At 64.9% G+C, this 13813-nt stretch carries 12 protein-coding genes and 1 tRNA gene; 6 read left to right on the top strand and 7 right to left on the bottom strand.

Features of this window, described 5'->3' with window-relative positions:
• Nucleotides 1-84: 84 nt before the first annotated feature.
• The 7 genes from FVW27_RS16280 to rfbC form a co-directional block, all read right to left on the bottom strand.
• Nucleotides 85-819: an amino acid ABC transporter permease gene (locus FVW27_RS16280; RefSeq protein WP_341806168.1), complete on the bottom strand. Its 735-nt coding sequence runs from the start codon at nt 817-819 to the stop codon at nt 85-87.
• A 372-nt stretch (nt 820-1191) separates the two neighbouring features.
• The gene (gene qrcD / locus FVW27_RS16275) at nt 1192-2445 is read right to left on the bottom strand and encodes a menaquinone reductase integral membrane subunit QrcD (RefSeq protein WP_167127123.1); all 1254 of its coding nucleotides are present in this window, start codon (nt 2443-2445) and stop codon (nt 1192-1194) included.
• Nucleotides 2446-2454: 9 nt separating this feature from the next.
• A complete protein-coding gene (gene qrcC / locus FVW27_RS16270) occupies nt 2455-3222 on the bottom strand; it encodes a menaquinone reductase iron-sulfur cluster-binding subunit QrcC (protein ID WP_167127120.1) in 768 nt (255 codons plus the stop codon).
• 12 nt (nt 3223-3234) lie between these two features.
• Nucleotides 3235-5310 carry a menaquinone reductase molybdopterin-binding-like subunit QrcB gene (gene qrcB / locus FVW27_RS16265; protein ID WP_167127117.1) on the bottom strand — a complete coding sequence of 692 codons (2076 nt, stop codon included), beginning with the start codon at nt 5308-5310 and terminating at the stop codon, nt 3235-3237.
• Nucleotides 5311-5322: 12 nt separating this feature from the next.
• Nucleotides 5323-5958, bottom strand: coding sequence for a menaquinone reductase multiheme cytochrome c subunit QrcA (gene qrcA / locus FVW27_RS16260; RefSeq protein ID WP_167127114.1), 636 nt, complete (start codon nt 5956-5958; stop codon nt 5323-5325).
• Between the two features lie 165 nt (nt 5959-6123).
• Nucleotides 6124-7614, bottom strand: coding sequence for a mannose-1-phosphate guanylyltransferase/mannose-6-phosphate isomerase (locus FVW27_RS16255; RefSeq protein WP_167127111.1), 1491 nt, complete (start codon nt 7612-7614; stop codon nt 6124-6126).
• The gene (gene rfbC, locus FVW27_RS16250; protein WP_167127108.1) at nt 7611-8192 is read right to left on the bottom strand and encodes a dTDP-4-dehydrorhamnose 3,5-epimerase; all 582 of its coding nucleotides are present in this window, start codon (nt 8190-8192) and stop codon (nt 7611-7613) included. Before rfbC ends, FVW27_RS16255 begins: the two co-directional genes overlap by 4 nt.
• A 195-nt stretch (nt 8193-8387) precedes the next feature.
• Between rfbC and FVW27_RS16245 the strand changes: the two genes are divergently transcribed.
• The 6 genes from FVW27_RS16245 (at nt 8388) to FVW27_RS20675 (ending at nt 13755) form a co-directional block, all read left to right on the top strand.
• Nucleotides 8388-10091 carry an ATP-binding protein gene (locus tag FVW27_RS16245; protein WP_243838520.1) on the top strand — a complete coding sequence of 568 codons (1704 nt, stop codon included), beginning with the start codon at nt 8388-8390 and terminating at the stop codon, nt 10089-10091.
• 225 nt (nt 10092-10316) lie between these two features.
• Nucleotides 10317-10408: transfer RNA gene (locus FVW27_RS16240), tRNA-Ser, on the top strand.
• A gap of 276 nt (nt 10409-10684) precedes the next feature.
• Nucleotides 10685-11548, top strand: coding sequence for a glycosyltransferase (locus FVW27_RS16235; protein WP_167127106.1), 864 nt, complete (start codon nt 10685-10687; stop codon nt 11546-11548).
• Nucleotides 11545-12384 (top strand): glycosyltransferase family A protein, encoded by an 840-nt coding sequence (locus FVW27_RS16230; RefSeq protein WP_167127103.1) that lies wholly within the window; start codon nt 11545-11547, stop codon nt 12382-12384. The genes FVW27_RS16235 and FVW27_RS16230 overlap by 4 nt, the downstream gene beginning before the upstream one ends.
• Before the next feature lies 1 nt (nt 12385).
• Nucleotides 12386-13393, top strand: coding sequence for a glycosyltransferase family 2 protein (locus FVW27_RS16225; protein WP_167127100.1), 1008 nt, complete (start codon nt 12386-12388; stop codon nt 13391-13393).
• Nucleotides 13390-13755 carry a glycosyltransferase family 9 protein gene (locus FVW27_RS20675; protein ID WP_208294848.1) on the top strand — a complete coding sequence of 122 codons (366 nt, stop codon included), beginning with the start codon at nt 13390-13392 and terminating at the stop codon, nt 13753-13755. Before FVW27_RS16225 ends, FVW27_RS20675 begins: the two co-directional genes overlap by 4 nt.
• Nucleotides 13756-13813: the final 58 nt, after the last annotated feature.

Below are 13813 nucleotides of genomic sequence, written 5' to 3'. Positions count from 1 at the left end.
GCTGCGCCCCGGCGGCATGGTGCGCCGCCGGTCGGCGGGGTGGCGCGTCCGGGGTGTCCGGCAGGGGCCGGGAAACCGGGCGCGTCAGAATTCGTAGCGCAGGCGCCGCTCCAGCAGCTGCGCCAGGGCCGAAAGGGACAGCGTGAGGGCAAGGTACATGCCCGCCACGAGAAACCAGACCTCGAACACCAGGAACGTATCGGCGGCCACCGCCTGGGCCTGCATGGCCAGGTCGTGCAAGGCGATGGTGCTGACCAGGGACGAATCCTTGACCAGGGATACCAGTTGCCCGGTCAGGGGGGGGAGGGCGGTGCGAGCCGCCTGGGGCAGCACCACCTCCATATAGGTTCCGGGCACGTCCATGCCAAGGCTGCGCGAAGCTTCCCACTGCCCCGTGGGCACGGAAAGGATGCCCGCACGCAGGATTTCGGCGATGTACGCCCCCTCGAACAGCGATAGGGCCAGCACCCCGGCCGTAAAGCGGCCCAGCCCAAGCACCGGTGCCAGCACGAAATAGACCACGAACAACTGGATGAGCAGCGGGGTGTTGCGCACCGTTTCCACATAGACCATGGCCAGGGCACGCCCCACGCGCGAACCGGATTGGCGCAGCAAGGCGGCCAGCAGTCCGGCCAGCAGCGCCAGCCCCAGGCTGGCCGCCACCACCTGCAAGGTCACGCCAAGGCCGTCCAGCAGTGGTCCGGAGTGGAATCCGCCATCCGCCGCCGTGGTGAACAGGTGCCGCCACAACCGGTGCCACTGCCAGTCATAGCCCGATGCCGCCGTGCCGCGCAGGGTGATCCATACCAGCGCTCCCATCAGGCAGCAGTACCGGGCCACATCGCCAAGCACGGCCAGCAGGGCGGGGCGTACCGGCCGAGGCGGCGGGGAATGCGGGGCCTTAGAGGCTGGGGGCGCGGAGCCTGGCGCGTTGCTGGCGGAGGGGTGCCACGTTGCGTGTGGTGGGGGCGTGCGGTCCCTGCCATGTCGGGAATTTTCCATTCTGTGGCGCAGCATACGCCGCAACACGGCCCCTGCCAAGGTGCCCGGCGCGGACGGGATGTGGTGGCGAGAAAAAAACGTGCCTGCGCAGACCCTGCCTTCCGGCCCCCAGGGCATGAAAAAAGGGCGGGACAGGTTGCCCTGTCCCGCCCGGCATGGCGGTTGCTTCACGGCCTTGCGGCCGTCACCCTACTTGTTCAGCTTCACTTCCTGCGGGAACACCGGCAGGTAGCGGTACGACAGGCTGAGGACCAGGGCCGCGTAGGCCATGATCATGGCGCTGGCGCCCCATTCCGCCCAGTTGGGGGCGTAGGTTTCCCAGCTGTCGAAGGGCATCACCGGCGCGGCCAGGGCCTGCACGGTCATGACGTAGCGGTTGATGGTCACCCCGATGCAGTCCAAGATCGCCGCCGTGTAGAACAGCGTGCGGTTGTTGCGCGTGGACGGGATGATCAGGATGATGGCGGGCAGCACGCCGCAGGCGAACAGTTCCGCCCACAGCAGCCACTTGCCGTAGATCCAGCCGTAGAAGACCTGGTCGAAGGTCAGGCCGGAGCGGGGCAGGATGTCATTGGCCCACGCCCAGGTATCCGCCAGCTTGAAGACCATGTACACGGTCAGCATGGTGCCGGCGATCTTGCCCATCAGGCTCTTGATTTCCCAGCTGACCAACTGCTTGCCGGTCATCTTTTCCATGATGGTGCACACGAGCACGGTGAACACCGGCCCGGAACCCACGGCGGAAAGGACGTACAGGAAGAACGTCCAGGGCCAGATGAAGAAGCCGTCACGCGCGATGTACGGGCGGGCGAAGAGCACGCCGTACATGCCGCCCAGCGATCCCTGGTGGAACGTGGACAGGAAGGCGCCGATACCGGCGAAGAGCGGCATCATCAGGTGGAAGTTGTGGGCGATGGCATGCACCAGCTTGTTGCGGTTCAGCTGCTTCTGCTCGAGGATCAGCGGGACGTACTCGATGATCAGCACGAGGAGGTAGCAGGTGATGCAGAAGATAACTTCCGTCAGCATGGAGTGCACGTTGGCGTGCCAGTAGCCGAACCAGGCGCGCAGCGGCTGGCCCACGTCGAGCACCAGGACGAGCATGGCGCCCGAGTAGCACAGGAAGCCCACGATGACCGTGAGGTTGATGATGTTCTTCAGCGGGTCGATGTTCAGGATGTAGCGGAGCAGGCCCGTGAAGAACGCGCCCGCGCCCAGCGCGATGACCGCGAGGTCGAAGGTGATCCACAGCCCGAACCCGAAGTAGTCGTCCAGGCCGGTCACGCCCAGGCCTTCGGCCAGCACCCGGTAGGCGGCGTACAGGCCCCAACCGAACACGGCCATGACAATGGTGATCCAGACCAGGAACTTGGACAGCGAGCAGCGCGTGCAGCCTTCGGGGAACAGCGCGGCGTCGATGGGAAGGTCGTAGTTCTTATCCATGGCCGCCCCCTACCCTTTGACCTTTTCGTTTTCGAGATAGTTGTCGCCAAGGCGGCGCACCCATTCGCGGCGGCTGATGTAGTACACCTGCGGGTCAGTGCCCAGGCGTTCCAGCAGCCGGAAGGCGTACTTGCCCTTCACGAGATCATGCACCTTGTGCGCGGGATTGTTCACGTCGCCGAATACGATGGCCCCGTTGGGGCAGGCCTCGGTGCACGAGGTGATGTAGTCGCCGTCGTTGAGGGCGTTGGGATCACGGCCTTCCACGCGGGCCTTGTCCTTGGCCTGCATGAAGCGGTGGTGGCAGAACGAGCACTTTTCCACCACGCCGCGCGGGCGAACCGACACGTCGGGGGTCAGGGTCTTGTCCATGCCTTCGGGCCAGGTCGGGTCGAACCAGTTGAAGTACCGGGCATGGTAGGGACACGAGGCCATGCAGTACCGGCATCCGATGCACCGGGGGTAGACCTGGCTGACGATGCCGCCTTCCTCGTTCTTGTCGGTGGCGATGACGGGGCACACCGACACGCACGAGGGCTTGCCGCACTGCATGCAGGGACGGGGCAGGTAGGCCACTTCATGTTCGGGGAAGGGCTTGCCGTTGGTCAGTTCGTATACGACCAGCCAGTTCAGCGACTTCAGCTTGTTGCTGGCGTCCGGCTGGGGGGCGATGTTGTTCTCGGCCTGGCAGGCGACCATGCACGCGCCGCAACCCGTACATTTGTCCAGGTCGATGGCCATTCCCCACTTGATCTTGAATTCCTTGAATGAGGACATGACGTACGTTCCTTATGCTTTGGCGATGTTTACGCCGGCGCTGGTCCAGACCGAAAGGCCCGTGCCGGGTTCCGCACCAGCTGCGAGCAGGCGCATGACGTTTTCGCCCTTGCCCTTGCTGAACTCGTCGAAGGCGGTGTGCCCGTGCCCGGCAGGGACGGCCACCGTATCGTTGATGACGCCTTCGAACAGGTTCACCCGCGCCGTGAATTTGCCGGCGGGGTTCGAGAGCTCGATGCGGTCGTGCTTCTGCAGGCCCAGCTTGGCGGCCGTGGCCCCGTTCATCATCACGTAGAGTTCCTTGCCCTGGATTTCCCAGCGCCGGACGGTCTTGGTGTTGAAGGGCGGGGTGGCGGTCTTGCTGGTGCCCACGTTCAGCTTGGCGACCGGAGCGAGGGCGACGGGGAAGGCCGGGGCCTTCACGTCAATGGCCTTGGAAAGTACGTCGGCGCGCAGTGCGATGCCGTTGACCGGCAGCACCGCGTTGCTCACGTGCGCGTTGGTGGCCGAAGGCTCGGTGAAGCTCGCGCCGCGGGCTTCGGCCTTGGCCTTCAGGGCGTCGGCGAAGGCGGCAACGCCAAGGTCGGCGCCCAGCTTTTTCGCCACGCCGATGACCACGTCGCCAGCCGGGCGGGCGTCCACCAGGGGCGCCAGCGCGGGCACGGCAAGGGCGTAGACCACCTGGCCGCAGCCGTAGGGGGTGTCCACGTCGTCGAAGCGTTCGAGGCCCATGGGCACCGGCAGCACGAGGTCGCAGGCCATGGCGGTTTCATCGAGGAAGCTGGTGAAGGCCACCTTGAAGGGCACCTTGGCCAGCGTTGCCTTCATGGCATCGGCCTGGGGCAGCGCGTAGACGGGGTTGGCTTCGTAGAAGACCACCGCCTGAGGGGCGGCGGACTTGCCGGAAGCCACCTTGCCGAGCCACGCCACCAGGTCGTTCTGCAGCAGGGCCTTGCGGTCCATGGCAGCGGGGACGACCTTGCGGGCGTAAGGCAGGGCGCGGATGCCGCCTTCGCGGTTCATGGAGCCCAGCAGCGCGTTCAGGGCAAGACCGGCCAGCACGGGGGCCGCGCCGCCGCCCTGACCGAACTCGGACCCGGCGATGACCAGCGGCCGTTTGGCCTTGGCCAGTTCCTGGGCCACGGCGGCAAGGCGCTTGGCGTCAACGCCGGTCTGCGCGGCCACCTGTTCGGGGGTGAACTTGGCGGCCAGGGCCTTGAAGTCGGCGAAGTCGGCGGCGGGGCTGGTGGCGCCCGCCTTGATCAGCAGGTTGGCCAGGCCCAGCGCCAGCACCGCTTCGGTGCCGGGGCGGATGGCCAGCCACACGTCGGCGGTGGCGGCGGTGTTGTTCTGCACCGGACCCGCATAGGCGAAACGCACGGCCGGGGCTTCGCCATGGGGACGACCCACCCGGAAGGCGTGGCGGTTGCGGATGACCGGGCCCCAGGTTTCGAGCACGTTGGCACCGATGGCGAGCACGTAGTCGCTCTTCTCGATGTCGTAGCCCACCTGGCCTTCGCCGCCCATCAGTTCCCACGCCTTGGCGGCGGACTGGGCCTCGCCGGGCATCAGGAAGCAGGACTTGGAGCCCATCTCGGCGGCCAGCGCCGTGAACAGCTCGTTGATGGTGCCGGTTTCGTCACCGGAGACGACGGCAAGCTTGTCGCCGCCCTTGGCCTTTTTCAGGCCTTCCACCAGTATGGCTTCCGCCTCTTCCCAAGTGATGCCCACGTACGCGCCATCGGCGGTACGCTTGAGCGGGCGCTTCATGCGGGAGGGGCTGTACAGCAGTTGCACTTCCGCCGCGGCAATGGACGAAAGCCCGCCGCCGAGGGGATGATCGTTGTTGGTCAGCACGCGCACCGGGCGGCCGTCCACCAGCCGCACCTTCACGCCAACGGCGGACGGGCACAGCTTGCTGACGGTGGGCACGTACGAATTGGCGCCGTCGATGTTACGGGGAATCCACGACCAGTTCTGCGTCCAGATGGATACGTCGTCCAAGCTTTTCCAGACGACGGGGGTGGCGAGAATACCCGCGGTGGCGCCGCCGATGAACTTCAGGAAACCTCTTCTGTCCAGAGCCATAGCACCACCCCTTTACTTGTGGCAGACGAAGCAGGCATTGCTGGAATTCGTCACGCCGTAGTGGTTCTCATTGGCGTGACAGCGTTCGCATTGCCACATCTTCATGGTTTGCTTGCTGTAACCGGTCAGCTTGTTCTCGAAGTGGGTCGGTGCGCTGTCGGAGTTGGCCACGTCGGGGTGGCACTGCGCGCACAGTTCCGACTCCTTGAAGTCGTGACACTGGTTGCAGCCGTCAAGGGAATGGGCGGCATGGCTGAAGAAGACGTTGTCGGGCTGGATCTGGTAGACCAGCCATTTAACTTCCTTGCCGGTTTTCACGTATTCGTTGACGAAGCGGGCTTCCTCGGGGTCGGAACCCATGACGTCGGAATGACAGTCGGCACAGCTGGCGGTGGAGGGCAGACCCGCGAAGGTCCCGTCCTCACGCAGCACATGACACTGTTTGCATTCCATGCCCGCGCTTTCCATGTGCACCTTATGGCTGAAGCGTATCGGTTGTTCCTTCTTGCTGTACAGCATGTCCGGAAATACCCACCAGCCGAAGATGAGCGACACGACCAGGCCGACGAGAAACGGAGTAATGCCGCCGCCGCAGCACTTCCCGCCATCCGTCGCGCAGCCGGAACTGTTTAACTGCCTGTCCTCCATACCCTTCGCCTCATTAGCTGATTTGAGAGATGAATAACGAATGCCCACACTTGCCACGACAACCTTACTAGGCGACAGTTTGAAAGGCTGTCAAGGTGAAATATTTCACGAATCCGCTTCCATTTCGCGCAACTAGGTGAAATCGCACGGCGCCTGAGCGGCTGATCAGCCCTCCTTGCGGCGTCCGTACACGTCGTCGAAGCGAACGATGTCGTCTTCGCCCAAATACGGACCGCTTTGGATTTCAATTAGTTCAAGAGGAATACGCCCCGGATTGGTTAACCGATGAAGGGTCGCTTTCGGGATGTCCACCCATTCATTCTCGGTGAGGGTGCGTTCCTCGTTGCCAACCTGCACAAGCGCGGCACCTTTGGCCACCACCCAGTGCTCGCTGCGGTGATGGTGCATCTGCAGCGACAGGCGTGCGCCGGGGTTCACCTCTATGCGCTTGACCTTGCGGCCCGGCCCTTCGTCGAGCACCGTGTAGTTGCCCCAGGGGCGGCGCACCGTAAGGTGCACGTCCACCAGCGGACTCTTTTCGGTCTTCAGCTTTTCCACCACGTCCTTCACCCGCTGTACCTGATCCTTGGCGCAGATGAGGGTGGCGTCGCGGGTCTGCACGGCGATGACGTTGGAAAGCCCGATGGCCACCAGCTTGCCCCCGCGCGAGAGCAGCAGGCAGTCGTCGCAGTCCATGGCCATGGTGTCGCCCTGGACCACGCAGCCGCGTTCGTCCTTGGCGCCCAGGCGGTACAGCGCTTCCCAGCTGCCCAGATCGTCCCAGCCGAAGTCGGCCTCCACTACGGCGATGCGGTCCACATGCTCCATGATGCCGTAGTCTATGGATATGGACGGCAGGGTGGAATAGCCGTGGGTCAGCGGAATGCCGGGGGCCAGGGTGGTGTCCGCGCGGGTGGTCCACCAGGCGGCCAGCGCGGGCTGAAAGCGTTCCACGGCGGACAGCAGCACGCCGCCGTTGAACACGAACATGCCGCTGTTCCAGAAATGCATGCCCTGGCGCAGAAAGCCGCGCGCGGTTTCCAGGTCCGGCTTTTCGACAAAGCCGTCCACGGCGAAGGCGGCGCCTTTGGCGGCATCGGCGTTCGGCAAGAGTTTACCCCGGCGAATGTAGCCGTAGCCCGTTTCCGGCGTGGTGGGCGGAACCCCGAAGGTGACGGTCCATCCTTCGGCGGCAAGGCCCGCACCCCGCGTGACGGCGGCCCCCCAGCGGGCTTCGTCGTGCAACTGATGGTCAGAAGGGAACACCGCCAGCAGGGGAGGCTGGGCGGTGCCGTCCGCTTCCGCATAGCCCATGGCGGCATCCAGCCCCAGCAGGATGGCGGGCAGGGTGTTGCGCCCCACGGGCTCGGCCAGCACCTGGGTGTCCAGACGTTCGTTCAGGGCGCGGGCCTGGGCGCGCACCTCGAACACGTGCTCCTCGTTGGTCACGATGTGCACCCGCTCTGGCGGGAACAGCGAGAGCACGCGGCGCACCGTCTGCTGCAACAGGGAAAGGTCGCCGTTCAGGGCCAGCAACTGCTTGGGAAACAGCGCGCGCGAAAGGGGCCACAGCCGGGTGCCGGAGCCGCCCGCCAGGATGACGGCATGGCAGCGGTCGAGCGCGGCGGCGGATGCGTTGGCGGGGGATATGGTCATGCGTCGGCCTTTGCCTGGGAGGCGGGTTCGAAGGTGAACGGCGACTGGAAATCGCGCAGCCGGGGCAGGCGGCGGTCCTTGTCCGAAAGGATGGGGGCGATGTCCGGCCAGGTGATGCCCAGGTCCGGATCGTCCCAGGCGATGCCTGCGTCCCGCTCCGGCGAGTAGTAGGCGTCGACCTTGTACTGGAACTCGGTGCCCTGCTCCAGCGTCATGTACCCGTGGGCAAAACCGCGCGGCACGAACAGCCGCGTGAAGTTGCGTTCGCTCAGTTCGCAGCCGTACCACTTGCCATAGGTGGGCGACCCAGCGCGCAGGTCCACGGCCACATCGTACACGGCGCCGCGGGTAACCCATACCAGCTTGGCCTGGGTGGCGGGGGGCAGTTGGAAGTGCAGGCCGCGCAACACGCCGGGCTGTTCCGACCGGGCGTGGTTGTCCTGCACGAATCCGGCGGCAACGCCCAGACGATCGAACATCTCGCGGCGGTAGGTTTCGAGAAAGAAGCCGCGTTCGTCGCGGAATACGCGCGGTTCCAGACGGAGCAGACCGGGAATGCCGGTTTCGATGATCTGCAAGGGGCCTCCGGTGCCTGTGAATGTGGAATCCCCAAAGCGCTTACCCGATTGAGTGGGTTTTTTGAAGCCCTGGCGCGCGCCAATTCCGCGTCGGGCGCGGATTGCCAAAACCGTTGCCCATGTCCGTGGATTTGGGATACAGAAACGCAATTGTGGTGAGCTTCGCAGTTCGTGTTTTCTATCTATGGACATGCCATGAGCGAGCAAGAGACGGCGTGGAAAGCGCCCGCACAGGGGACGGGAATGGTGTTCGAAGATGCCGGAACGGCACGCGAGGCCGCATTGGAGGCGGAAATCGCGCGGTTGCGGGACGAGCGCGACACCGCGCGTGCGGCAGAGCGTACCCTGCGCGACATCCTGACCTCGATTCCCGACCTGCTGACCGTGCACGACCGGGCGGAACAGGTGGTGTTCAGCAACTGGCAGGGCGACAACGTGCGCTGGGAAACGCAGGGCGGCGACCAGCACGGCAGAAGCTGCTTCGGCTGCTATTTCCGTGGCGAGAAGTCCTGCGATGCCTGCCAGATAGCTGAGGTGTTCGACACCGGGCGCCAGAAGATCATCGAGTTGTACAACCCGGATTCGCGCACGTTTCGGTCCATCACCGTGTTTCCGGTGCGCAACGCGGCCGGGCAGGTGGCCATGGTGGCGGAATACGTGCGCGACGTGACCGAAACCCGTCGCATGGAGCGCGAACTGCGTGTGGCCAAGGAGGCCGCCGAGGCGGCGGACAAGGCCAAGAGCGAGTTCCTGGCCTCCATGAGCCACGAGATACGCACCCCCATGAACGGTGTGCTGGGCATGCTGGACCTGGCGCTGGACACTCCGCTGGACGAGGAACAGCGCGAATACCTGGAGGCGGCGCAGAATTCCGCCGAATCGCTGCTGGCGCTGATCAACGACATCCTCGACTTTTCCAAGATCGAGGCTGGCATGGTGGAACTGGACAGCCAGGTTTTCCGCCTGCGCAAGCGCCTGTCCACCCTGCACACCATGTTCGTGCACCGGGCCGAGGAAAAGGGGCTGGGCTTTGCCTTTCTGGTTCCGGAAGACGTGCCCGACGGTTTGGTGGGCGACCCCATGCGCCTGCGCCAGGTTTTGGTGAACCTGCTGGACAACGCCCTGAAGTTTACCGAGCAGGGGCGCGTTTCGCTTGCCGTGCGTGCCGTGGAAGCCACGCCGGAATCGACGCTGCTGGAATTTTCCGTGACCGATTCGGGGCCCGGCATTCTGGACAAGCACCGCGAACATATCTTCGAGCGGTTCGTGCAGGCGGATGGATCGCTGTCGCGCCGCCACAAGGGCACGGGACTTGGGCTGGCGATCTGCAAGCGCCTGGCGCTGCTCATGGGCGGGGACATCCGCGTGGACAGCACGCCGGGGCAGGGCAGTACCTTCCATTTCACGGCCCGCTTCGATGCTGCGCGCCTGGAAGGCGAAGAAGCTGCCCGTGCACCGGTGCAGACGCCGGAACCGGAATGCCGGGCACGTATTCTGGTGGCGGAAGATCACCCCATGAACCTGATGTTCATCGAAAAATTTTTGCAAAAGCAGGGCTACGAGGTGCAGTCCGTGACGGACGGCAGCGAAGTGGTGCCCGCGTTGCGCAAACAGGAATTCGACCTGGTGCTGATGGACATCGCCATGCCGGTCATGGACGGCATGGAGGCCACGCGCATGGTGCGCAAGGCTCAGGGTATGGCCACCAGCAGCGGCGTGCCCATCATCGCCATGACCGCCCACGCCATGAAGGGTGACCGCGAGCAGTTTCTGGCCGCGGGCATGGACGACTACATCGGCAAGCCCATCAATTCCGACAACCTGCGCAGCCTGCTGCTGAAGCATATCCAGAAGTGCCGCCGGGGTGGGGCTGCGGGCGTGGGCAACGGGGCGGGGTAGCGGGGAGTGCGGGGAGCCTCCTGTGACCGCGATGATAGTGCCGGATGCCAAGGCGCGGGCAGGAATGAAGGATCGCTGTGCGGATGCCGAGTCAGCGTGGACAGTCATGCATTCGGAGGTGTGCGCCCCGCCATCTTGACCGCCACCGACGGTCAGGGCATAACCGCCCGGCAAGGCAGGGCAGCGGCATATCGGTTCTGGTGCGGCCCGCCCTGCACCACCTGCGGAAGGGTGGCAGAGTCCGGTTTATTGCGGCGGTCTTGAAAACCGTTGTGGGGGGAACCCCACCGGGGGTTCGAATCCCTCCCCTTCCGCCAGAAGAAGCATCATCACATGCCGTGCCTGTGCCACGATCACAGGCACGGCATGCGTGTTTCAGGGGCACTGTGGCCAGGGGAACGTTTCACCCGGGCATTTCCTCTCGACGGCGGGGCTTCGATTTGGCATGGCAGTGCATGCTAGGGAGCGTGCAATGGCCCGCGTTCCGGTTGCCATGCCCGCCATGATATGGTCCCGTGCCATGACCGGTGATGCGGTTGGCGCAACAACATATGCAATGGCCGAATTCCGGCCGCTGTCGCAAGCGATAACTCATGAAACAGCCTTTGCTGAGCATCGTGATAGCCACGTGCAATTCCGCCGCTGTCCTCCAGAGCTGTCTGGAGAGTCTGGCGGAACAACGTTTTCGCGATTTCGAAGTGATCATTCAGGATGGAGCGTCCACGGATGAAACCGTGGCCCTTGCCGCAGGCTTCGCCTCGTCCCTGCCCCGGCTCAAGGTGGAGAGCGCGGCGGACAGGGGCGTGTACGACGCGTGGAACAAGGCGCTCCCCCGGCTGCGCGGGGCCTGGACCTTGTTCCTGGGCAGCGACGACAGGCTGGATGGTCCCGATGTGCTGGAACGTTGCGCCACGGTGCTTGCCGGGCTTTCCGGGCAGGTGCTGTATGGGTGCGGCGATGTGCTCTACGTGTACCCCGACGGCTCCACGGTGGCCTACCCCGGCCGCGCGGAAGGTGCGCTGGGGCGCATGGGCGAACACATTCCGTTCTGTCATTCGTCGTTGTGGCACAGGACGACCCTGTTCGCCGAACACCAATTCGCCCCTGAGTTCCGTATCGCGGCCGACTACGACTTCATCTGTCGCACCTGGCCGCACGACGGTGTGGGAAACACGCTGGGGATCACGGTGACGCGCATGGGCGTGGGCGGACTGTCCTCGCACCCCAGGCATCGCCTGTGTACCTTGTGGGAGATCGCGCGCATTGCCCATCGACACGGATATCCCGTGTTCACGGCACGGCGCATGGTGCCGCTGCTCAAGGCCTTACTGCTCTGGGGAGTGTGCGCGTGCACCGGAAAGCGCGGCCCCGCGCTGCTCGACCGGTTGCGGATGTTGCGCGGGCTGCCCCCGTGCTGGACGACCCAGGCACCTACCACGACGAGGAGCAACGGATGACAAGGGTCAGTGTCGTCATTCCCTGCCACAACGACGGCCCATACCTTGAAGAGGCGCTGGCATCCGTTGCCGCGCAGACACATGCGGACCGGGAGGTCATCGTCGTCGATGACCGTTCCGACGACCCCGCCACGCTCGCCGTGTTCCAGGTGCTGCGGGTGCGGGGGGTACGCATCGTACCCTCCAGGGGACCCGGCCCGGCCGCGGCCCGCAATACCGGCATTGCCATCGCCACGGGCGTCTACATCCTGCCTCTTGACGCCGACGATCTCATCGAACCCGAGTACATGGCCATGGCGGCGTCCGTGCTCGACGCCGAGCCGGACGTGGGCGTCTGCTTTTGCGACGTGCGCATGTTCGGCCTGCGCACGGGGGTGTGGCGCTTCAGCAGTCAGGACGTTGCAAGCATCCTGCTCGGCGATACGATCATCACCTCTGCGTCCATGTTCCGCAAACGCGACTGGGAAGCCATCGGAGGCTTTGACGAATCGCTGCTGCACGGCTTCGAAGATTTTTCGTTCTGGCTTTCCCTGCTCGAGCGCGGGCATCGGGTGCACCACATTCCGGAAGCGTTTCTGCGTTACAGGATAAAGCGCCGTTCCCGCTCGGCCCGGCTGTTCATCGAGGGGCGGGAACAGGACGCAGCCCTGGCCGTCTTCAATGCCCACCGCGACCTGTACGCGCGACATGTGGAGGCCTTTTTCATGGCCTACCGCCGCCTGCACGAGGAGCGGGCACAACGCGAATGCCTGCTGGCCTGGCGCGTGGCGGCCCCGCTGCTCCGACTGGAGTGGAAGGCGCGGCAGATGGTCAAACGCCTTCTGGGACGGGCCTGAAATGATGCGCACCACCGGCATCACGGCCGCGGATGTAGGCATCGTCCTAGTCAATTTTCGCGGGCTGCGCGATACGCTGCCCTGTCTGGGAGCCGTCGCCAACCTGCGGACACCCCCCCGGCGCGTTATCGTGGTGGACAACGGTTCCGATGACGGCTCCGCAGAGACCTTGCGAAGGGAACTGGCCAGGCCCGGTTCCGGTGTGTGTGCGGAACTGCTCGAACTGCCGGGAAACGAGGGTTTTGCGGGAGGCAACAACGCAGCCCTGCGCCTGCTGCTGCGGGACCAGGGCTGTCGGGCCTTCTGGCTGCTCAACAATGATACCGAGCCGGACCCCACAGCCCTTGACGCCTTGTGCGAGACCCTGAACGGCTTGGCCACACCCGGGGCCTGCGGTTCCCTGCTCGTCCATATGGGCGGCGCGGGAAGGGTACAGTGCATCGGGGGCGGCAGGCTGAACCGGCTGCTCGGCACGGCCTGCCACCTGGGAGAAGGAATGGCGGCGGAGGCGGCACAACGGTTGTCCGCAAAAGAGGTCGGGGCGCGGCTGGACTACGTATGCGGTGCCTCGCTGCTTGTGGCGCGCTCGGCCGTGGAGCGGGCGGGCCTGCTCGACGAGGCGTTTTTCCTGTACTACGAGGATGTCGAGTGGGGTATTCGCCTGCGGCGGGCAGGGTTCGACCTCGGCTATGCGCTCGGCAGCGTAGTCCATCACAGGGAAGGCGGCTCCACCGGTGCGGCTTCCTCTCGCGAAGGAAGCGGACCGGTGCGCAGCAGGTTCATCGATTACCTGACGCTCCGCAACAGGGTCTGGCTGATGCGCTCGGCGTACCCATTCGCCCTTCCGCTGGTTCTGGCTTCCTATCTGGGCGTGGCCGTCAATCGTTGTCGGCGCGGTCAGGCCGACAGGCTGGGGCTGATGGCGCGCGCCGCGTGGCATGGCCTGACGGGACGGATGGGCAGGCCCGATTTGTCCAGCCCGTCCAATTCAGAGGACATGCAGGCGTGAACGACAGGCACCGCATTCTCATCATCAAGCTTGCCGCGCTGGGCGATGCCGTCATGGCATCCACCATGTTGCCGGCGTTGCGGGAACGGTGGCCCGATGCGCACATCACGTGGCTGTGCGGCCGGGGCATCGCCCCGCTGGTTAACTGCTTCAAGGGGATCGACGAGGTTGTGACGCTTGACGAACGGCGGCTCCTGGCCGGTTCGCTTCCCGTCAAGGCTGCCACCTTGGCCGTTGCCGTGGCAGGCCTTGCCGGCCGCGCGTACGACCTTTGCCTTGTGGCCCACAAGGACGTAACCGTCCAGACAACCCCACCTTTTCAGGCGAGCGGTCATCAAGTAGACATCAGTGAACTGGCTTAGACCGGGTTGTTCTTTGACATGCCTTGCGGCAGCAGGGCCTTGAGGTCGTCCTGGCTGC

Source organism: Nitratidesulfovibrio liaohensis (assembly GCF_011682075.1).
GTDB lineage: Bacteria > Desulfobacterota > Desulfovibrionia > Desulfovibrionales > Desulfovibrionaceae > Cupidesulfovibrio > Cupidesulfovibrio liaohensis.
This window is presented reverse-complemented; position numbering and strand designations above follow the sequence as displayed.